General features: G+C 51.8%; 18 protein-coding genes. 4 read left to right on the plus strand and 14 right to left on the minus strand.

Annotated features, from left to right (window positions below; genetic code table 11):
* Window positions 1-74: 74 nt before the first annotated feature.
* Window positions 75-812, minus strand: coding sequence for an SDR family oxidoreductase (locus MHI24_RS12425; protein WP_340025928.1), 738 nt, complete (start codon window positions 810-812; stop codon window positions 75-77).
* A gap of 180 nt (window positions 813-992) precedes the next feature.
* Here MHI24_RS12425 and MHI24_RS12430 point away from each other — a divergent pair, with 180 nt between their 5' ends.
* Both MHI24_RS12430 and MHI24_RS12435 read left to right on the plus strand, forming a co-directional pair.
* Window positions 993-1,907, plus strand: a complete 915-nt coding sequence (locus MHI24_RS12430) for an AraC family transcriptional regulator (RefSeq protein WP_340025929.1) — start codon at window positions 993-995, stop codon at window positions 1,905-1,907.
* Entirely contained in the window at window positions 1,908-2,447 is a 540-nt protein-coding gene (locus MHI24_RS12435; RefSeq protein WP_340025931.1) for a DUF4303 domain-containing protein, read from the plus strand.
* On the opposite strand, the gene MHI24_RS12440 is transcribed toward MHI24_RS12435, so the two are convergent.
* The 4 genes from MHI24_RS12440 to MHI24_RS12455 all read right to left on the minus strand — a co-directional run bounded on the left by MHI24_RS12440 (window position 2,444) and on the right by MHI24_RS12455 (window position 5,754).
* Window positions 2,444-2,785 (minus strand): hypothetical protein, encoded by a 342-nt coding sequence (locus MHI24_RS12440; protein WP_340025933.1) that lies wholly within the window; start codon window positions 2,783-2,785, stop codon window positions 2,444-2,446. The two genes, MHI24_RS12435 and MHI24_RS12440, sit on opposite strands and share 4 nt — an antisense overlap.
* Window positions 2,786-2,812: 27 nt before the next feature.
* Window positions 2,813-3,274 (minus strand): GNAT family N-acetyltransferase, encoded by a 462-nt coding sequence (locus tag MHI24_RS12445; RefSeq protein WP_340025935.1) that lies wholly within the window; start codon window positions 3,272-3,274, stop codon window positions 2,813-2,815.
* Between the two features lie 125 nt (window positions 3,275-3,399).
* Complete coding sequence (locus MHI24_RS12450; RefSeq protein WP_340025936.1) at window positions 3,400-3,705, minus strand: hypothetical protein; 306 nt, start codon at window positions 3,703-3,705, stop codon at window positions 3,400-3,402.
* Between the two features lie 30 nt (window positions 3,706-3,735).
* Window positions 3,736-5,754 (minus strand): ATP-binding protein, encoded by a 2,019-nt coding sequence (locus MHI24_RS12455; RefSeq protein ID WP_340025937.1) that lies wholly within the window; start codon window positions 5,752-5,754, stop codon window positions 3,736-3,738.
* A 186-nt stretch (window positions 5,755-5,940) separates the two neighbouring features.
* Here MHI24_RS12455 and MHI24_RS12460 point away from each other — a divergent pair, with 186 nt between their 5' ends.
* Window positions 5,941-9,636: an S-layer homology domain-containing protein gene (locus MHI24_RS12460; RefSeq protein ID WP_340025938.1), complete on the plus strand. Its 3,696-nt coding sequence runs from the start codon at window positions 5,941-5,943 to the stop codon at window positions 9,634-9,636.
* A gap of 209 nt (window positions 9,637-9,845) precedes the next feature.
* On the opposite strand, the gene MHI24_RS12465 is transcribed toward MHI24_RS12460, so the two are convergent.
* Window positions 9,846-10,841 carry a MerR family transcriptional regulator gene (locus tag MHI24_RS12465; RefSeq protein ID WP_340025939.1) on the minus strand — a complete coding sequence of 332 codons (996 nt, stop codon included), beginning with the start codon at window positions 10,839-10,841 and terminating at the stop codon, window positions 9,846-9,848.
* Window positions 10,842-10,919: 78 nt separating this feature from the next.
* On the opposite strand from MHI24_RS12465, the gene MHI24_RS12470 reads away from it, so the two are divergent.
* Window positions 10,920-12,206: an amidohydrolase gene (locus MHI24_RS12470; RefSeq protein ID WP_340025940.1), complete on the plus strand. Its 1,287-nt coding sequence runs from the start codon at window positions 10,920-10,922 to the stop codon at window positions 12,204-12,206.
* A 48-nt stretch (window positions 12,207-12,254) separates the two neighbouring features.
* Here MHI24_RS12470 and MHI24_RS12475 read toward each other — a convergent pair whose 3' ends face one another.
* From MHI24_RS12475 to sigW, 8 genes are all read right to left on the minus strand, one after another.
* Window positions 12,255-13,181, minus strand: coding sequence for a serine hydrolase (locus MHI24_RS12475; protein WP_340025941.1), 927 nt, complete (start codon window positions 13,179-13,181; stop codon window positions 12,255-12,257).
* A 72-nt stretch (window positions 13,182-13,253) separates the two neighbouring features.
* Entirely contained in the window at window positions 13,254-13,727 is a 474-nt protein-coding gene (locus MHI24_RS12480; protein ID WP_340025942.1) for a GNAT family N-acetyltransferase, read from the minus strand.
* 177 nt (window positions 13,728-13,904) lie between these two features.
* Entirely contained in the window at window positions 13,905-15,737 is a 1,833-nt protein-coding gene (glmS, locus tag MHI24_RS12485) for a glutamine--fructose-6-phosphate transaminase (isomerizing) (protein WP_340025944.1), read from the minus strand.
* A gap of 629 nt (window positions 15,738-16,366) precedes the next feature.
* Window positions 16,367-17,707 (minus strand): phosphoglucosamine mutase, encoded by a 1,341-nt coding sequence (gene glmM / locus MHI24_RS12490; protein WP_340025945.1) that lies wholly within the window; start codon window positions 17,705-17,707, stop codon window positions 16,367-16,369.
* Window positions 17,708-17,823: 116 nt separating this feature from the next.
* Window positions 17,824-19,275, minus strand: a complete 1,452-nt coding sequence (locus MHI24_RS12495; protein WP_340025946.1) for a CdaR family protein — start codon at window positions 19,273-19,275, stop codon at window positions 17,824-17,826.
* Window positions 19,268-20,101 carry a diadenylate cyclase CdaA gene (gene cdaA / locus MHI24_RS12500; RefSeq protein WP_238653169.1) on the minus strand — a complete coding sequence of 278 codons (834 nt, stop codon included), beginning with the start codon at window positions 20,099-20,101 and terminating at the stop codon, window positions 19,268-19,270. The genes MHI24_RS12495 and cdaA overlap by 8 nt, the downstream gene beginning before the upstream one ends.
* Before the next feature lie 200 nt (window positions 20,102-20,301).
* Window positions 20,302-20,916: a zf-HC2 domain-containing protein gene (locus tag MHI24_RS12505; protein WP_340025948.1), complete on the minus strand. Its 615-nt coding sequence runs from the start codon at window positions 20,914-20,916 to the stop codon at window positions 20,302-20,304.
* Window positions 20,917-21,013: 97 nt separating this feature from the next.
* Window positions 21,014-21,580: an RNA polymerase sigma factor SigW gene (gene sigW / locus MHI24_RS12510; RefSeq protein ID WP_340025950.1), complete on the minus strand. Its 567-nt coding sequence runs from the start codon at window positions 21,578-21,580 to the stop codon at window positions 21,014-21,016.
* Window positions 21,581-21,796 lie beyond the last annotated feature (216 nt).

The following is a 21,796-nucleotide window of genomic DNA, read 5'->3' on the forward strand; positions in this document are numbered from 1 at the left end:
ATGGGCATTGTACGAATAATACCGGTATTCCCATTATAAACCACAGGCGATAGAGGAAGGAACTCTCAGCCGGATCAGTTAAACCCGCCGTTGACGCGAATCGTCTGCCCTGTAATCCAGCGGGCCTTGTCACTGACGAGCAGGTCGATCATATTCGCAATATCCTCCGGTTCACCAAGCCGTCCAAAAGCATTCATCCGCCGGAAGGAATCCACCAGCTCCTCGGATTTCCCGTTCAGGAATAACTCCGTCGATACCTGCCCGGGTGCAACGCAATTGACGACGATATCCTTCGCTCCGAATTCCTTCGCTAACTGGCGGGTTAACTGCTCAACTGCCCCTTTGGTCGCGGCATAGACACTATAAGTCGGCAGCATCGCGCCCGATACAGAGGTCGAGAAGTTAATAATCGTTCCGCCCTGCTCCATATGCTTCATCGCTTGCTGGCAAGCGAAATAAGTGCCTTTGACATTCACAGCAAAATGCCGGTCGAACATCTCCTCCGTTACGTCCGCGATAGGCACACAGTCCATGATTCCCGCATTATTCACCAAAATATCGACACGCCCGAATTGCCCGATTGTCTCCGAGAACAGCGCTTCAACCTCGCTCACCTTGCTTACGTCGCCTTGAATGGCTATGGCTTCGCCGCCGGATTCCTTAATGGTTTGGACGACCTCGTCCGCTTTTTCCCGGTTAGATGAATAGTTGACGGCTACTTTTAGTCCTAACCCGGCCAACTGAATGGCGATTTGTCTTCCAATCCCCCGTGATGCACCTGTGACGATGGCTACTTTTCCGTTCTGACTCATTAGGACCACTCTCCTTAAGTTTGCTGAGGCCGGATGATAATCTGTTGGCCTTATGGATTCATTGTAAATCAATCGGAGAGCAGCCCGTTATAACAGACCTGTTCACTTCTTGCCTATTTCTCTTCAACTCGCTATGATTAACAGCAAACATTATGAATTCGGTAAAAGGAGGCTTCTAACTTGGACGATACATTGCGGACCGGACCGCTTTTACAGCAATTGGCTGCGCTGATCCTTCGCCATGCTCCATCGGCAGGCACCCATCAGACACTCATTCCTTCCTTGCAGCTGATGCACGCCACAGATACGGCCGAACCGCTGGAGTCTGTCTACAAGCCATCGATCTGCGTCGTTGCTGAGGGAGCCAAAGCGGCCACCCTGTCCGGCGAAAGCTACCATTACGATCCTTCCACTTACCTGGTCACTTCCGTCGAGCTGCCGATTAACGGGAGAATCACTACGGCTACGCCTGAGCATCCTTTTCTGGGCATCAAGCTAAGCTTCGATCCTGGCACCATTCTGGAAATTGTAAAAGAAATGGCGGACCCCACCCTTATTCCGGGTGAAACGTCGCTTGGCATCACCGTTGCCCGAACCTCTGAGCCCTTGCTTGCTGCCATCGTACGGCTCCTCCAGTTACTCGACGCGCCGCAGGATATCCCCATTCTCTCGCCGCTCATCATCCGTGAAATTCTCTATCGTGTTCTTCAGAGCGACCAAGGCGCACATCTGCATCAATTCGCCATCATCGGCAGCCATGCGCACCGGATTGCTCAAGCCATCCAAGTGATTACCAGGCAATATGCCGAGTCCCTTGTCGTTGAACAGCTGGCAGAGTCCGTCAATATGAGCACATCAGCCTTCCATAAACATTTCAAGCGCGTCACCGCTATGAGCCCGCTGCAATACCAGAAGGTCATCCGCCTGCAGGAAGCCCGCCGCCTCATGCTGACCGAATCGCTTCAAGCCTCCGATGCCGCCTTCCGCGTAGGCTATGAGAGCCCCTCCCAATTCAGCCGCGAATACGCCCGCCAGTATGGGAGACCTCCGGTGTCGGATGTTCAGGGGCTGCTGGGATCAGAAAGGATGAGCTAAATGAACCGCTTTTTAAAAGAATTCGAGGACCACTTTAGAGCAGGTTTTCTATCCGATCTGGAACAAACGCTGGCTAAGGTGCAGCATGAAAAAGTATACGCTTGTGCTTTTGGAACGGACAGTGATTGGGTTACCCTGTTTTTGGCGGTAAATACAGAGGAATCTCTGGCCAGGCATATCTCGGATATGAAAGAGCAAGGATTGTATGACAGTGAGGAAGACAGGATCTACTACAGATGGGGCTGCTCCGAATACCAGTATGGCGATGACACGCACTTTAACCACATCAGTCGGCTATTGTATGCAACAGAAGATGTTTATCAGTACAAGGATGATATCATTCGAATCATCGCTAAAGTGGTGAATGAGACTGCAGACGAGGTTTTTGCCCGCTATGGACAAACCAAAGCAGACATTACATTCTTCGTATCGTTGACCGATGACGATCTGGCAGAGGACACAGAGAATCAGTCGGTTCTTCAAATGACGGTACCCGACTTGGCCAGTGAGTTCTTAAAACGATATGCTGGTATGATTTAGCGCGTGGATTTGAATAATACTCTCCATCTTTTCTTCGAAAATGGCTGATAAAAGAGCCGTTCCAGTTCCTCAAACTGTGCTTCATTCAGATGTAGAAAGAGCGCATGTTTAGCGATTTTGGCGGCAGGCTGAGAAGAGGTTTTCCGGCCTCCGGCCTTTCGTTTGATAGGGATATGAAATTGCAGCAGGTCCTCTAGCAGATGCCAGCCTTCCCAACTCAGACGGCCTCCGCGTTTCCAGTCGATGGCATAGAGGACATAATAGGCATGTGCTTCTGATTGTTTGGCAGCAATAATCCAGGTGGAAGGAATAAACTTTTCCCGTTGTCTTCGATTCATTGAATTACACCCCTTTTTCTAAGGATATCAATGTCCTGTACGCGTGACGTCGAGATACATCCGGGGAGCCGGTCCGCCTTCTGTGTTAGCGAAGCCGTTAGCAATGAAGCCAGCGGCTTCGTAAAACCCTATAGCCTGCGGGCTGGCGGTCACCTCTACACGTACACCGCGGCGCGCAATGTCTTGGATTAGGGCACTCGCAACACCTTGACGCATCCATTCAGGATCAGTGAACAGATCCTCTAGTTCGAGGCAGCCGTTGACAGGACGTGCTGACGCAAAGCCGACGACCCGCCCGTTAACAACAGCGACACATGTGAACGGCAACATCTTGTCGTCCCATACGAGCCACTCAGGATGAGCAGCAAAGAGATCCCGGTCAGCCTCAACACTCAGCGATGCACGGCGATAAATATCGCGAAGCAGGCCGATATCGTCGAAGACTGCATTTCTAATGATGAAGTTAGACGAGTATAATGACTTTTTCATTTCGACTCCCTTTTTAAGAAAATCCAAAAAATAACGGCTTCATTCTTTAGCCAATTCTGAGAAATCTCCCTAACCAGCCGCTTGTATGGAGAGTATTGTTGCACATATTGTAGGATATCTAAATGTTACTTTATTAACTGATTAATTTTATGAATTGCTACTTTCATGCCCTCATACAATTCTGTTACTGACCGATATTCTTCTTTGAATACCGGGTTGTCCCATTTTGTGTCCTTGATAATGTATATAATAAAAAGGCCGTTAAGAGTAAAACATCCGCCATACCATCCGACATCAATTAGATATCCCTTTGGATATTCGACCATAAACATATCTTCACTTAACCATCTAATATCAGTCATGTCATCAGGACTTAATTTATAAGAGTTCCATTTAACAGTGCCTGGTCTGAAATCAAAGCCTTCAAACATATTTAGACCTCCGTAGCGTTTCCCGATAGCTTACTCATCTTTTGCTGTAAATCCGTTCAATTTCCCGGCCAACACATGACCCAGATGCTCCAAAGCCTGCCGGGTATGGCGGTAAAAGGTCGTTCGGCTCATATGAAAAGCATCCGCGAGCTGAGATTTTCCGTAATTTTTACGCAAATAGCTCTCCCGTAAGATATGCTGCTCCAATTCTGTGAGCGGATAGGGCGGCTCTGCCGCTAATATATTCTGCATCAGGTCCCTCATCCCTGCCCCGCTCATCCCCGCCGCCGCTAGAATCGGCAGAGAACTTAGAAGGTTATCGTTATACAGATGCTGAAGAAGGCTTCTCACCTGGTCCCACGGAACGGGAGGAATCTCTGCCGCCAGCTCCTGTTGTTGTGCCGACTGCAGAATCACCCGCTCCACCCACCGGCCGAAGGACGCCTGCCGGAAGTCCAGCTCCCATACGACCATACCCGGCTGAAGCCGGTCAGGCGGCTGCGGTTGTTTGGGCTGGAAACCGGACAACGGAAGCAGCATATGCAGCTGCGGGTCCTCTGTCGCGATAATCGCCCGCCAGCCATTTGTTGTCTCGATCATCCATGCTTGGAACAGCACGGCGCCTAGCTCCTCCGGCCGGTAAAAGGACTGGTCCACGTTGACCGCGGCCAGCAGCATGCACATCGTATCCGCCGCTTCGGAAGATAGCGTTCGCATCTGCTCCGCCTCTTCACCCAGCATTTCGAGATAAAGCGGAGCGTACCGTTCCAGCAGCGGCATCGTTTCGGCATGCAGCCACAGCCCGGCAGAGAACCCCAGCGGAATACCTTCAGCATTTCTGGTGACCAGAATGCTCATTGGACTCAACTCTGCAATATCATCAAGCAGACGGTGATGCGCTCCGGCCTTCACCAGCTCGGATTGCCAGTCGGAGCGGGATAAAGATACCTCCAAAAAACGGTGCAGATACGGCAAATCCTCCGGACAAAAACCTTGCTGCTGCTCCTGCCCGTGAACACCCGAGAAATCAACATACTGATGAGCTGCAGGCAGCTGCTCACGGTACAGCTCCAGCGCATGGGCCGCAAACTGCATTTGGCGCAGCCGGTCTGCGGCCGGATATAGCTCGATCAACAATTTTAACGCCAGCCGGCGCATTGTATTATATTCTCCGGGATCACGCTGCTTATAGTCGTCTCTCAAGATCCGGCCCACCACCTGATGCAAAGCAAGTCCGGCCGGAACCATCCGGACGCATGACAAGCTGCTAAGCGCTGTGTATTCCGCTGCACGGAGCGGATGCTTCAGCAGGCGGTTAAGCATCGTCTGATCTGCAGCGGGAAACAGCGACAGCAGCTGCAGAGCCTCATACATGAACGGGTCGGCGGCCTCCCGAAGCAGCTCGGCACTCAGGATTCTAGGCAGCTGAACCGCCGTTTCCATTTGATCCGTACCTTCTCTCCTCATCAGGTCTGTAGTCAACGCAAGCAGCAGCGGGTGCCCTTCCGATCTCTGGGCAATGTCCTGCTGCAGCCGGTCCGGGAGACCGCTGTCCTGCAAGTATTCATAGATTTGCTCCCGGGTAAACAGCTCCAGCGGAAAGCTCTGAATCCTGCCCGACCACACAGGGTCTGTATACCAGTGAAGCGGCAGTCCGGTTCTCGACGCCATCACCAGCAAACACGCAGAATCCTGTAATCTGGGGAACAACTGTGCCAGCAGCCAGCTCTCGCTCCGGGCCAACGACTCGCAGTTATCCATAATAATAACGGTACGCTCACGATATAATTCCGTTACAACATGGGCAAGCAGCGTCTCATCCGCCTTACGTACTCTGCCGTATTCCGTCTCCAGGCTCATGTCCAGATAAGCCAGCACATCCCTTGGCGTATGCAGGCAGAGCTGCCCGTCCACCCACAGCACACGTACTGACGCCCCCCGGGCCTCCGCCGCCAGCTTTGTAAGCAGGGTCGTTTTGCCGATGCCGCCAATGCCGGATACCGCAAAAACCTTCATCCCCTCCTCAGGCGTTTCCAGCCAATCGGACAATGCCCGGATTTCCCGGGTACCGCCAACGATCCGCTGAGAATGGGAAATGGGCCCTGCTGAAGGATTGTTCATTTCTGCACGCTACTCTCCGTTTGAATTAAATTTGAAACATAATCGGAACAATCTATGAATTTAAATATACTATAATTTGATCTATTCAGCAGCGCTATGAAAGGGGAAAAAGAAGTGAGAATACATAAATCAAAAATCGCCGCTTTGCTTGTGGGCGTGATGCTTATCGGACAGCCGGGACTGTATACAGCGCCCGCTTTTTCGGCCGGCTCTGCTGCAGACGGTATCATTGCAGCTGCGGACGACCAGCAGGCTATACCGCCGGTGATAGAAGGCTGGGTTGAATTATCCTCCCCGGAGCATCTGGTCTACATCGACCAGCACCAGGAGCAATATGTAGACAAGAACCTGCGGCTGCTCCAGGACATCGATCTGTCCGGCGTGTCCTGGATTCCTTTTGGCGGTAATGAGTATGCTCCATTTAGCGGAGTTTTTGACGGGCAAGGGCACTCTGTAAAAGGGGTCACCATCGACGGCTACACAAGCGAATACGCCGGTTTCTTCGGCGAGGCCAGCGGGAGCATACGCAACCTGAGCTTGGAGTTGAATATCAGAGGCGGCTCCGTTACAGGCGGAGTTGCGGGAATGTTGTCCGGGGGGAGCATTGAGAGAGCTTATACGAAAGGCAGTGTAACCAGTATTCTTCCCCGTAATCCGAATCTGGTTACTTCTGCCGGCGGAATTACAGGAATACTGGAGCGGGCAACCATTGAGCGAAGCTCCTCGGATGCTGCTGTCACCGTTGGCCCGGGAGCCAACAGGTACAGCGGCGGGATTTCCGGGGCTCTTGCCACTTCCTCCATTATCGACTCCTATTCCGGGGGCCCGGTTCGCAACACAGAGTATGCCGGAATGGGTCATCTGTTCACCGCCGGAGTCAGCGCTTATTTGATCGGTTTTCCAGAAGATAGAAACACTATTAAACATACTTATTCCCATGGAATCATACCTTCTGATTATCCCGGAACTTATACTGGCAGAGCGGGCGTTGCAGCTTATGTGACACGGACAGATGTATATAGTTCATACTTCGATACGAATACTACCGGGATGACTGTCGGGATAGACAGTTCCTATGAATCGGATATCCTCGAGGCTACCGGTAAAACAACCGCCGAGATGAAGCAGCAAACGACTTACATGGGCTGGGATTTCGTGCACACCTGGAATATAAACTCAAAAGTAAACGATGGATACCCTTACTTACGCCCCGAAGTATTAACAGAGACGCTCCCTTATGCCGTGCATAACAAGCCTTATTCCTATGCACTTGCCGGTTATGACGGCGCACATGAAGGACTGACCTGGAGCGCTTCAGGACTTCCCGAGGGCTTGAGTTTGAGCGCTTCAGGCGAAATACAGGGTACTCCGACAGCCGCTTTTCCGGACAATCGCAGCTATACTGTTAAAATAACGGCCATCGATGCCGGCGGGGCAGCGGCTGTACGCTCGCTCCAGCTTGAGGTGAAAAGGCCAGCACCGGAGCTGGATGCAGCGCTTCAGCCTGGTACGGCGATCGGCACGACAGCCATTGAGGTGGTACCGCAGGAGACCGGCAGCTCCTTTGCATACATGCTGGACCGGGCGGAAAATGATCCTCCTCTATTGGACAGCTCCCTCCCGCAAGGTGCGGCGCCATATATCCCCGGCTCCGATCTTGCCGGTGTACAGCCGGGAACGACTGTAGATCTGTATGAGATAAACGGACAGGGACATATTCGAGCCTGGCAGCGTGTTGTGCTGGAGGCCGCGCATATTCGGCAGGAGGTCCCGGTTAGCAGCATCACGCTTGAGCCGTCATCCCTTCTCCTGACAGCCGGCGGAGCGCCGGTGAAGCTTACTGCAATTCTGAAGCCGGACTCCGCCACCTATAAAGAAGTGAGCTGGAGATCCACTGATCCTGCAGTAGCGGAGGTAGACGAATTTAGCGGTGAAATACGCCCCCTGAGTCCCGGTCAAGCGGTTATTGTCGCCACCGCATCAAACGGTCTTACCGCTGAGGCCTCTCTCACCGTCGAATCTGCGGCAGGCAGCGTGACAGGCTCCGTATACAGCTCTGAGCTTGACCCGATTGCAGGCGCCTCGGTATCACTCGGCAGCACCCTCGAGCTGACCGATTCGCAGGGACATTTCAGACTGGATCATATTACAGTGGGCACGCACACGCTGACGATAGCAGCAACGGGTTATCACACGTTCACGCAGAGCATCGAGATTACGGAAGGGCAAACAGCAGATACAGGAAGGATTATGCTCACTTCAAGCAAGACGCCTGAGCCGGAACCTTCGCCAACACCGACGCCGACGCCATCGCCGACGCCGACACCAACGCCGACACCGACACCGACACCGACGCCAACGCCGACACCGACACCGACGCCATCACCAACGCCGACGCCGACGCCGACGCCGACACCAACGCCGACGCCGACACCAACACCATCACCGACGCCGACGCCGACACCATCACCGTCGCCGGAACCAACTGCGGACATTGGTTCGGCTCCGGTTAGCCCCGCGGCTACAGCTGATCCAACAAAGGTTCAACTGACCATCAACGGTCAAGGCGTTCGGGTAACGATGTCGCTGGAGACAACCCAAGGAGGGCAGCCGGCGATCCGCTTGAAGCCGGATGCTTCGGTATTGGCTCAAGCACTCGCTGCTCAAAATGAAATTCGTATCGAATTCCAGACGGACAGCTATTCTGCTGTATTTCTTGACCTCCCGGCAGAAGCGCTGCTTAACAGGTTGAAGCTGGCCTCAGCTGCAAATACGCCCGCGAACCATCCGGAAACCTCGGCTGCCGCCACCGGTCCGGATGACCCGGCTATTACTTTTACAGTAAACGGAGCCGGACATCAGCTGCCTCTGCGCGGGCTCAATGGTCTTATACCTGCGCTGGATTCCGGCTCCATCGTGACCCTGGGCATCTCTTGGCTTACTGCGGCTGAGATGGAAGCACTAAGCACTGTTCTTGCGAACCAGGGAGCGGAGCTGACCGGAAGCCCTGTCGCTTTTTCCATAGAGAGAGACGGGAAGCCTGTAGAGAGTCTAAGCAACAGGAACACGAATGTGTATTTGAATAAAACGCTGCCGCTCACCTCCCCCGCTGACCCGCTGCAAGCTGCGGTCGTCCGGGTAGACCAGAACAACCGTGTCCATTTTGCACCTGCGCGGTTCGGCGCAACTGCGGGTGAAGCGGTTATTCAATCGCCGTATAACGGCTTGTTTGCGGCAATTGTAACCCGTCGTTCCTTCGCCGATACAGCCGGGCACTGGGCTGAAGAAGATATTCAGCTTTTGGCTAACAAATGGATTATACAAGGCGTAAGCCGGGCCTCATTCTCACCGGACACCGTCTTGACCCGTGCAGAGCTCACTGCGCTGCTGGTGCGTTCCCTGGGATGGATGGAGTCCGGGGCCGTCCGCTCTTTTGCCGATGTCCCTTCCGGTGCCTGGTATGCTGCGGCTGTTTCAACAGCTCAAGAGGCAGGGCTCATTACAGGCTATGGGGACAGCACATTCCGGCCTAATGCCGGGTTAACACACGAACAGTTAGCCGCTGTGATCGCCCGTACCCTGAGCTTTGCCGGAAAATCCTCCCATATAAACGGACTCCCCCCGGAAGCATTGGCCGGTACAGCCAGCCTCGCTCCTTGGGCGGTACAGCCTGTTTCGATGCTGCTGGAGGCGGGTCTCCTGGAGCATTCCGAAGCTGCGGACTTTTCACCTGAAGCTCCGGTTACCCGTGCGGAGAGTGCGGTTATGTTGACGCGGATGCTGAAGTATATGAAGTTTACAGACAGTTAGGGCCGAATCCATAGCTTACAAGAGATTCGCGTACATGATCCTAAACCATCCTGCCCGTTAACCTAACGAGAAGCAGCCGGTCCACAAGGCCGGCTGCTTCTGTCTGTATTAAGCTATTGTTTTTCGTGTCTTCATACGGAACCATAGGGTCGCTTGCTTCTTAACTCATTAAGTACGATGAACCTTGCCGCAGGGGGAAGGTTTTTGATTTACCGGATAGGTACTGCTAAAACAACATGCAACAAGTGATTTACTTTAAGGTGTTTCGTAATGCATCCGCTGTCCTCTAATAAATCAATGAGCTTGGGGAGTAGAACATAATCCTCATCCCCTTCAGGGACTGTGCTTACTTCCCCGTCAGCCATCAAATCCGCGATGCAGATTCGTCCGTGAGGCTTTAAGACCCTGCGCATCTCCTGAACAGAGAGCAGCATTTGGTCACTCGTCAGATGATGCAGAGCGAAACTTGAAACGATAAAATCAAATTTTCCGTCAAGGTACGGCAATGCCAGGAAATTACCAAGCTTGGTCTCCATCTCTGGGAATTTGCGCCGGCACTCCTTTAACATTTCTTTGGACTGGTCCACCCCAGCCATTACCGCGCCTTCATGGATCAGCCGGCCGGCTAAATTGCCTGTACCCGTCCCAATATCCAATCCCCGTTCTCCACGGATGGGCGAGACCCACTTCACAACAAGGCGCAGCGCCTCATCATAGTCCCCATACTTCCGTTTGTCCTCTTGAACCAACTGATCGTGAACGCCGGCCAAGCGGTCATATCCCCATTTATCCTTCCATGTCCGTTGCTCCCTTAGTCTTCTAGAGCCTTCGGCCAGAATGTAAATGTCGTCAAGCGGAACGGTATGGTCGTTCTTGAGGGTTTCAATCATTTGGTCTGTGGTCTCGATAATCTGCTGCATTTCGACCCACTTGGTGAACATGACGGACCGCTGGAGCTCCAGCAAATACCGTAATTGACTGTTTCCTTTGGCTTCGATATCTAGCAGCGCCGTCCGAATGTCACTAACCGGCATTCCTAATTCCCTGAGTGCAATAATCGTCTGCAAGCGCCAAATATCTTCTTCGTCAAACATCCGGTACTGATTGTCATCTTGTTTGGAAGGCGCAATGAGACCCTTTTCTTCGTAAAACCGGATCGCGCGCTGCGATATTTTCAGCATATCAGCGACTTCTTTTATTTTCATGAGATGGACCCCTTTATGTTCTTGACCCTCACTCAACGTTAAGGTTTAGTATAAACCCTAGAAAAGGAGGCTGTCACGATGAAGACGTTAATCAAAGGCACGACCATCTTAACTATGAGGCACGAGGAACCGTTTACCGGGGATATTCTCATCGACGGAGACCGCATAGCGGATATCCAGTCCTTCCTCTCCACTGAAGCGGATGAGATCATTCATGCCGGGGGTATGGCAGCAATGCCCGGGCTGATCAACGCCCACCAGCACACCCCTATGAGCTTATTGCGGGGATTTTCCGACGACTTGAAGCTTATGGATTGGTTAAACCGGAAGATGCTCCCTGCTGAAGACCGAATGACTCCAGAGGACATCTATTGGGGCGCCAAGCTTGCGATGGCCGAAATGATCAGATCGGGGACGACCGCCTTTGCCGACATGTACATCCATATGAATGAAATCGCGGCTGCGGTAGAAGAGGTCGGCATGCGGGCTTCTTTAACGCGGGGACTTACTTTCCTCGAAAATGACGAAGGGCGGCGGATGGCCGAGGCGCTGGATCTCATTCGTCACTGGAGCGGTAAAGCAGATGGCAGAATCACGACCATGTTGGGTCCGCACTCCCCTTACACAGTTCCTCCGCAGCCCTTTAGAGAGCTTATTGAATTAGCGGAGCAGGAGAACATTCCGTTACACACTCATTTGGCCGAAACGAAAGAGGAAGTCATTACAATTCGGGAAAAGTACAATCAGACTCCAACCGAATATTTGTATCACCTCGGTCTGTTCGAAAAAGCACATGTACTCCTCGCACATAGCGTGCATCTAAATCGCCGTGATATCGGGTATTTGAAGGGTATGCGGGGCGGAGTGTCCCATAATCCAGTGAGCAACCTCAAGCTTGGCTGTGGCATAGCGCCGGTTCAGGATATGGCCGAGCAAGGAATTACCATCGGCTTGGGCACAGACGGGGCGGGCAGCGCCACCACATTAGACATGTTCGAGGAGATCCGCGCTGCAACATGGCTGCAAAAGTTGGATTACGGCGACCCGACGAAGCTTCCCGCTATGGATGCTCTCCGTATGGCGACAGCCGGAAGTGCGGAACTGCTGCACATTGCCCATGAGGTGGGCACGCTCGAAATCGGGAAGAAGGCGGACATCATCTTGATTGATCTGAGAAAACCCCACCTGCAGCCGGTCCACAACCTCCCTTCACTGCTCGCCTACTGCGCGAACAGTGCGGATGTCGACACCACCATTGTTAACGGAAAAGTGTTAATGCAAGGCCGTCAGCTGCTCACCATTGATGAGGACGAGTTATTAGAGCAAGTTTCACTGCGCGCTAAGCGTATCGTTCGAGATATTTAAAAAGCTAAAACTATAGGTGGGATTCTCCACCTATAGTTCTCAATAATATTATAGTTTCGCTATTAAAGTATCCCATGTAAGTTCAAGAACCCCGGTCATATTTTGTGGTTCATCTGAAATATATGTGATAACTGCATTCTTCTCTGGCAGCATTACAACATATTGACCATATAAACCATCCATACGATATGAATTAGAATAGGAGTTCATCCATATTTGATAACCGTACCCTTGATGATGGTCTGCCGTAGCAAAGTACGGGTTAAAATCATTGGTTTTTATTTGGACAGAGGTTGCTTGTTCAATAAAATCTGAAGGAATAAGCTGCTTCCCCTTCCAGACTCCTTTATCAAGAATCAATTGACCAAATCTTGATAATTGCTCCGCTGTTAGATGTAGCCCTGAGAATCCTTGAGGAATTCCTTTGGGACATGTATCCCATTTAGGTTTCGGTATATCTAAATGCCTGAATATTTTTTCATCCAAATACTCATTTAGGTTGCTCCCCGTAGTAATGCTTATGATCTTTGAAAGCATATATGTGGAAGCATTATTATATGTAAAGTGAGTGCCTGGTTTGAATACAACCGGTTCATGAAAGAACAATTGAGAAATATCCCATTCTTTACCGTTACTCCAATCAGCCTTCATAACTGGGCATTCTGCTTGTCCAGTTCCCATACAGAGCAGATCATGAATAGTCATCTCTTTTAGATATTGATTGATTGGGACAGGTTGAATATCCGGAAAAAAATCTATAACGGGGTCACTAATTTTAAAGTAACCTTCACTAATAGCAATACCCACTGCCATGGATGTAAATGTCTTACTTACTGAATACAAGAGAGTAGGCTTTTCTTCTTTAAAATCATGTTTAGCAATTATATTACCATCTTGTCTAACAATTACATTCAGCACATGAAGATTCTGACTTTTTACGGACAACACTAGATCATTCAATAATTCATTATTCATATTGTAACCTCTCCATTATTTATATATGAAAGTATGACTATCGAGAAATTATCACCGTTCAATGATAGAAATCTACCCCAAGTCTAACTTCATCTTAATAGCAGCTATTATTTCACCACTAGGAGTTATTCTCTTCTCAATCTCATAGGGTGTAAAACCTAATCTAGAATAGAACATAAGTCCCCTTGTGTTTATGTTGTGGCAGACTAAATGCAATTCCTTTATACTCAATTCTTTTTGAACTACGTTAATAATGTCCTTAACTAAGAACTCCGCTGCTCCTTTATTTCTAAAAGATGGAGATACGATTACTGTACCAAGCCAACACTTTTTGTTTTCTAAATTATACACGGTTGCGAACCCGCAGATTTCTCCATTGTATTCAACAATAGTTTGGTTAATTCTATCTTTGATGACTTCATGAAATTGGTCAACTTTTAAAGGATACTGTAACTTGGGAGACATAAAAAATAATTCTTCTTCACAAATAGGAAAACCACATATTTTAGATAAATCTTCAAACTTTGCTTTGCGGCATTTATACATATTATCCCTCTTTTGAATAAAATAGTCCTGTGAGTGACCATTATGAATCACACCCTTAATTAAAAAAGAGACTGCCCGAAGGCAGCCTCAATTAGAGTCATGTTGTATATTCTGGATGTCAGTTCTGTAGACAGTTGAAGAGCTTCTTTTGACAATATTGATTACAATCCCTATCCCCTACTCCACCGTAACACTCTTCGCCAGGTTTCTTGGCTTATCGACATCATGGCCCAGAGCCAGCGAAGCGTAGTAAGCCAGCAGCTGCAGGGAGACGACGGACAGGGCCGAGGTCAGGAGCTGCAGAGTCTGCGGGATGACGAATACCTGGTCGACGGAGCGGAGCAGGTCGTCTTTGTGCTCTTCATGGGTGATGGCCAGGACATGGGCTCCGCGGGCCTTCACTTCCTTGATGTTGCTGACGGTCTTCTCCAGTACGGATTCCTGGGTGGCCAGGGCAATGACTGGAACGCCTTCTTCGATCAGTGCCAGCGTGCCGTGCTTCAGTTCACCCGCAGCGTATGCTTCGGAGTGAATGTAGGAGATTTCCTTCAGCTTCAGCGAGCCTTCTTGAGCGACTGCGTAATCTACGCCGCGGCCGATGAAGAACAGGTGCTCATGCTTGGCGATCTGCTCGGCATAGGCTTTGATCGCATCCTTTTGAGCCAGAATAGCTTCTACTTGCTCCGGCAGGGACTGCATCGCTGCCAGAATCTTAGCAACCTCAGACTCCGACTGGGTGCCGCGTACTTCTGCCAGGAACAAGCCGAGCAAGGTGAACGCGATCAGCTGAGACGTATAGGCTTTGGTCGAAGCTACGGCAATTTCCGGTCCTGCCAGTGTCACCATAACACTGTTGGCTTCCCGGGCAATGGAGCTGCCTACGACGTTAGTGATAGCCAGGACATGAGCGCCATTGGCTTGCGCTTCGCGGAGAGCAGCCAGTGTATCTGCAGTCTCACCGGATTGGCTGACAACGATCACCAGTGTCTCTGGAGTCACGATTGGCGCACGGTAACGGTATTCCGAAGCAATATCATTTTCTACCGGAATGCGCACCAGGGTTTCAATCAAGTTGCGGCCTACCAGACCCGCATTATAAGCTGTACCACAAGCAACAATCTGGATGTTGCGGATATTCTTAATCTGATCTTCGGTCAGGTTCAGCTCAGGCAGAATGACCTTGTTGCTGGCAGCATTCATGCGTCCGCGCATGGTGTCGCGGTATGCCTTAGGCTGCTCGTGGATTTCTTTCAGCATGAAGTGCTCGTAGCCGCCTTTTTCTGCGGTCACAGCATCCCAATCGACAGTAATCATTTCCCGAGAAATAAAGTTGCCTTCAATCGTCATCAGTTCGACAGCATCCCGTGTCAACACAGCCATTTCGCCGTCGTTCAGAATATATACGTTGCGGGTGTATTCCAGCAGTGCAGGAATATCCGACCCGATGAAGTTCTCGCCATCGCCCAGACCGATAATCAGCGGGCTGGCCTGACGTACAGCTACCAGCTTATCCGGCTCATATTCGGTCAGAACGCCCAGTGCAAATGCTCCGCGCATGTAAGAGATCGCCTGCTGCACAGCCTTAACGATATCCCCCTTGTATTCACGGGCAATCAGGTGAGAGATCACCTCTGTATCCGTCTCGGAGGTGAAGTGGCATCCTCCGGCAATCAGCTCTTCCTTGAGATCCAGGTAATTCTCGACAATCCCGTTGTGTACCACCGAGAATTTGTGACTGTTGTCTGTGTGCGGATGAGAGTTCTCATCGGACGGCTTGCCGTGGGTTGCCCAGCGGGTGTGCCCGATCCCTGCGCTGCCTGCCAGCGGAGTTGCTTCCAGACGGGATTCCAGGTTCGCCATACGCCCCTGCGCCTTAACAACCCGAAGACCATCCTTCGTGAATACGGCAATCCCTGCGGAGTCGTATCCGCGGTACTCCAGCTTCTTCAGACCCTCAACCAAGATCCCCTGCGAATTCTGATTCCCGATATATCCAACAATACCACACATTATATTTTCCTCCGTCCAATTTATCGTAGTGTGGGCGGCATAAGGAAAGAAACGTGCCGTGCGGCATGTTTTGAAGAAAAGCAAATATGATGTTGTCCAAGAAGCCCAACACAATAACCTGTCACTTGCATCTGTATCATGAAAATGCACAGTCTTCTCTTCTGCCGCAGCAGAATTCCTGCGTTTCGTGCTTATGCGCATACCCATGATTCGAATCTTCATATTGGCACCCACAGAAACGTTGTGTGAGAGGTCGCCCTCGCATTTTCCGCTTCCATTTACGGCTCTGGTGCATCACCGGGAGGTCCCCGCCGAACATTTCGAACACCTCCACCTCGTCAGCTTACATCTGCCGTGATCCGTTCCGAGCGCTCCGGCGCAAGCCGCCGCTGCCGCTCTTTCCTTCTCCCCCGCGCAAGATCAAGCTCTGGCGCTTATGTTACAGTAACCTTACGATCCTCACTTTCCTTCTGGAATGACACTTAGTCTATTATATGCACCTTATGGCGTTTTGGCAACGCTGCGGTGTAGAAAACCTTTTATATCCTTTTTCAATCGATGTCATTAATGATTCAGCCGGTGAAGAAATCAGATGGACCGCTCCACCGGCTGCTTATGCTTATAACTTATTACACCAATTCGCGCTCAACGACTTCAACAATCTGGCCCACATACAGATCCAGCTCCGCCTTATCCGGCCCTTCGGCCATTACACGGATCAGCGGCTCGGTTCCCGAAGGACGTACCAGCACGCGGCCGTTGTCGCCCAGCTTGCCTTCCACTTCCAGAATCGCGGCTTCAATCGCCGGATTGTTCGGATAGTTGGTTTTGTCCTGCACGCGCACATTCACCAGCACCTGCGGGTATTTGGTCATCATCGATTTCAGCACGCTCAGCTTCTTGCCCGATGCCTTCATCGTGTTCACCAGCTGAATGGCCGTCAGAATGCCGTCACCCGTGGTATTATAGTCCAGGAAAATCACATGCCCGGATTGCTCCCCGCCCAGATTATAGCCGCCGCGGCGCATCTCTTCCATGACATAGCGGTCCCCGACCGCCGTCTTCGCCGTATTCAGCGACAGCTTCTCCGTGGCCTTGTAGAATCCGATATTGCTCATGACAGTGGACACAATCGTGCCGTCCTTCAGCTTGCCTGCCCGGTTCATCGCATCGCCGCAAATGCAGAGAATGAAGTCGCCGTCGACCTCGTCGCCGTTCTCGTCAATCGCAATCAGGCGGTCGGCATCCCCGTCAAAAGCAAGCCCCAGATCCGCCCCGTGGCGCAGCACTTCCTCACGCAAGGTCTCCGGATGTGTTGAGCCGACGCCGTCATTGATGTTCAGCCCGTCCGGCTCGGCCCCGATGGCAATCACTTCTGCCCCCAGCTCGCGGAACAGCCGCGGTGCCAGCTCATAGGCTGCGCCGTGTGCGCAGTCGAGCACAATCTTCAGCCCATCAAAGCTGTGATCGATCGTTGTTTTCAGATAATCCAGATACAGATATTTCGCCTCATGGTCTTCCCGCAGCGAGCCAATTCCCGCTCCAGCCGGACGCGGCAGCTCATCCTGCTCGGCATCCATCAGCTCCTCGATCCGCAGCTCGGTCTCGTCGGTCAGCTTGAAGCCGTCTCCGCCAAAAAACTTAATCCCGTTATCCTCCACCGGATTATGCGACGCTGAGATCATCACTCCGGCATCTGCCTTCAGCAGTCTTGTAATATAAGCTACGGCAGGTGTAGATACTACACCCAGGCGGATCACATCCGCACCAATGGACAGCAGACCGGCAACCAGCGCCGACTCCAGCAGCGGGCCGGAGATCCGTGTATCCATGCCGATGACGACCTTAGGCTTTTCCACATTTCCTGCCAGAACATATCCTCCGCAGCGGCCAATGCTATACGCCATCTCTGCTGTTAATTCACGGTTGGCTACACCGCGTACACCATCTGTTCCGAAATACTTACCCATCTTTATTTTCTCCTTTGTCAGTGCGCTGCTTCAGCTTAATAAAATTATAGTATGAATGATCCGCTAATCCGTGTATGTCAGGTACACATTAAATAGACTACGCTGCGGTCAAAAAGTTACGTCCCGCCCGTATTGTCCGCATTACTGCCGCTTGCGGGAGGTGTGGCCTCATCCTCAGGCGGCGTATGCGTCGGCACCGGGGGCTCTGTCTCCTCGGCGGCATCACCGCTATGGGTTGGCGTAGGCTCTATGATGTTCTCCTCACCGGAGGTGGCAGGCTCCGCACTCGGCTCGGGGGTCGGCGCAGGTGTACTCTCTGCCGCTGCAGAGGCCTCAGGCGTTGCCGGGGCCAGCAGCTCCACCTTCGCCGTCATTCCGGTGGAATTGCGCAGCGAGATGAACCGGGGAAGAGAGACCTGGAGTGTGACGTCATGAATGCCCGCCGTCAGCCCGCCGACATCGGCAACCACACTGATGCTGTCCTGGTCCAGCTGGTCGAGCAGCGTTGGGGCACCGGATACCGTCAGATCTATCGAGGTACTCACCGGGTCTAATATAAGGGCGGTCAGCCCGCTGCCGACACCCTCCAGCTTAATAGGCACGCCAGAGAGAGTACGCTCTGTAATCTCCGCTGCGGAGACTGTCACATTCATCGCTGACGGTTCAATCTTCCCCGCCCCCTCCGGCGGCTTCAGCTCCAGCTTCAGCTGCTCCGTGCCTGCTGTCTTAATGGTGCTCAAATCCAGCACGGCCTCATACGAGGACATCGTCTGGAGCGTCTCTTCACTGCCGTACACCGTGACCATATCCTGCTCCGGCGTCACCCTGGACAGCACCAGGGAACCGGGCAGACTGCCGGTGAAGCTGATATCCAGCGGCAGGGTTTTGGACGGGAGGGTTATCGGCAGCTCCACAGCTACTGTAGAAGGCTCAATCACCGCATCCTTCAGCTCGTTCCCTTTATTGTCAACCGCATATAGCTTCAGCCGCTTCTCGCTAACCGTCTCCTGCTCACCATCCAGCTCAATCCTGCCCTGCACCTTGGCCACCCGTGCCAGCTCACTTGCCGGCAGGGTGACCTCTGCGGAGGCCGGGTCTGTCACCGGGGTCCCCACTTCATAGCCTGGAGCAGGCTTGCCTGCAATATTCACTGTAACCGGAAAAGCCTTGGTCGTCCGCAGCTCAATATGCACATTCACCTGATTCGGGATCATGGCATCCAGCGTGACGCCGCTGGGTGTTGAATACATCAATGGAAGGGTGTTGTCGCCGGGCTTCACATCCTTCAGGTCAATCCACACCCGGTAGGCATCGGAGAATTTGTAGGTCAGATCAGACTTTTTGCCTCTGACCTCCATCCTGACGCTATCCACATCCTTGGTCAGGACATAGGTATCACTGTCGAAGCCTTCAACCTCTACTTTGACATTCTCAATCGTCTTTGATTCGGTGTTGACGGTCGTCTGATAGGCCGGTGCTGTATCCACATGCACAATGGTCCATAGAATAATCCCTAAGGCAAGGGCAAGAATTTTGTTGAAGTTATTATTCTTCATCCACTTATCCATTGTTCTTATTCCCCCTCCGTCTCCAGAACGCGGAACTTTTCTCCATCAGGGGTGAGCTTGCGCTGCTCAGCTCTTGGTGCAGCTTCGAGATCAGGGATTCTTCCTTGATATCCCGGACAATTTGTCCATTAATTGCCAGCGAGATCTGGCCGGTCTCCTCTGAGACCACAACAGACACCGAGTCGGCCACTTCACTGATACCAATGGCAGCGCGGTGCCGCGTGCCCAGCTCCTTGCTGATGAACGGATTCTCCGACAACGGCAGGTAGCAAGCCGCCGCCGCAATCTGGTTCCCCTGCATAATCAGCGCTCCGTCATGGAGCGGCGTATTAGGAATGAAGATATTAATCAGCAGCTCCGAGCTGACTTCAGAGCGCATGGCGATCCCGGATTCCGTATATTCATTAAGCCCCGTGGCCCGTTCAAATACGATTAAAGCCCCTATTTTGCGGACCGACAGATAATTCACGGCCTTAATAACCTCACCGACTAATCTGCTGATCTCCTCATCATTCTCCGCATTGCGTCCGAAGAACTTGCCCCGGCCCAGCTGCTCCAGCCCCCGCCGCACCTCCGGCTGAAAAATAATAAAAATCGCAAACACCCCAAAGGTAAACATCTGGTTCATCAGCCATTTGAGGGTATACAGGTCCAGCAGGGTACTGCCGCCCCAGATCCCAACCAGAATCAGAATCCCCTTCAGGAGCTGAACCGCCCGGGTCCCGCGTACCATGTTGAGCACTTTGTAAATGATGTAGCTGACAATCAGGATATCGATTATATCTTTAATGGACTCTTTCCATGTAAGGTCGGTAAAGTAGCTCATGGCCGGCAACCCCCGTGATTTCAAATTAGCTGGGTTTATGTAAATGATGTGTTAACATTCGCTGCACTATTCTAAGGTTATAACGTTCAGCCTCCGGTTGCAAGTTTCCGGGCAGGTAAATAAATGAACAACAAAAAAGCGCCATCTTTCCGGAAAAAGAGGCGCAAATGAGTTATCTGCTACAAGCGACCAACACTTAGCTATCGGTAGGCAACTTCAGAGAACATGTTTGTCACTTTATACCAGATCCAGCTTACAGCTTGGTCTATGCTTTTGACTTGCCCCGAGATATGGGCGGTTGAAGCCTGATACAGCGAGCCGTCGATCACTGTCAGGTTGCCGTTGACTTCCCCGTACACCTGGGTTTTCCCGTTCTCCACCGTCAGATCGCCGGAGATGGTTTTGCCGGAGGGTACAATCACCGTATCCCCTTGAATCACCACCTGATCGAGATCTGTCCCCCGCACCACAAGCTGCCGGTCCTGGTTCCAGAACGTCACCGAGCTCATCAGCATGACGAAGATGAACACAGAGGCTGCCGTCAGTGCCGGATGTCTCTTGATCCAGGTGACAAACGCTCTCTCCTTCTTGGGCTTCGGCAAAGACTCCATAATCCGGCCCACAAGCTCCTCCGAGGCAACCGGCGACTGGTGCATCAGGGAGAACATCAGCATATCGGTCTGTTCCAGTTCTTTGAACTTCGCACGGCAATCCGTACAGGATAGAAGATGCTCCTTCAATTCCCTCTGCTGCAGTTCGGGCAAGTCGTCGTCCAGGTAGTCGTGCATCATAGAGACGGCCAGTTTGCATTCCATAGGAGCCAATCCTTTCATACATGCTTATTTAGTGCATAGACTTGCTTAACTTACATACGTCAATGCCATGCAGGAGTTTCATAATATCTAATCTATTTTACATTTTGGGGCCTAATTTTTTGCGTAAAAATTCACGGCCGCGGTGTACCCGGGTCTTGATCGTCGTCACCGGCATATCCAGCACATCCCCGATCTCCTGAAGCGACAGATCCTGAAGATACCGCAGGATCATCACCGACCTGTATTTCACAGGCAGGCTGTCGATGGCTTCATAGATGAGCCTCTGCGTCTCCGAGAGCAGCAGCTCCGTCTCCGGGGTTACATTCGTGCTCGGAATCATCGAATACCCGTCAATCCCCTCCTGGTCGTTCACCTCGGCATCCAGTGAATAGGTCGGGCGCCGCTTGCGCAGACGGTCGATACAGAGATTGGTGCCAATCCGGTAGATCCATGTCGAGAACTTCTGTTTATCATCGTATCTGTCCAGATTCCGGTAGACGCGCAGGAACGTCTCCTGGACGACATCTTCAGCCTCATGGCGGTTGTTCAGCATACGGTAAGCCAAATGATAAATTTTGTCTTTATATAGTTCCACAAGCTCGGCAAATGCCCTTTGATCGCCCTTCAGGGCGAGCTTTGTCAATCTGCCCTCAAGATTCTCCACCTGTTAACTCCCCCAGACTTGCCGCCCTTGGTCTTTCAGCATTCTGAAACCACGGTACAAGCATTTAAATCGTAATTCATGTTTCTGTAAAAATCAAGGTTTGTCTTGTTACCTTCATTATATGTTGTGCTGGGAAAATCGGGCGGAGCTGGAGATATGTTGGGAGGTTTCGGTTGGCCGGGGGGAAGGGCGGCTGATTAAGCCGCCGGCTCCGCA

Origin of the sequence: Paenibacillus sp. FSL K6-1096 (assembly GCF_037977055.1) — a bacterium.
GTDB lineage: Bacteria > Bacillota > Bacilli > Paenibacillales > Paenibacillaceae > Paenibacillus_AQ.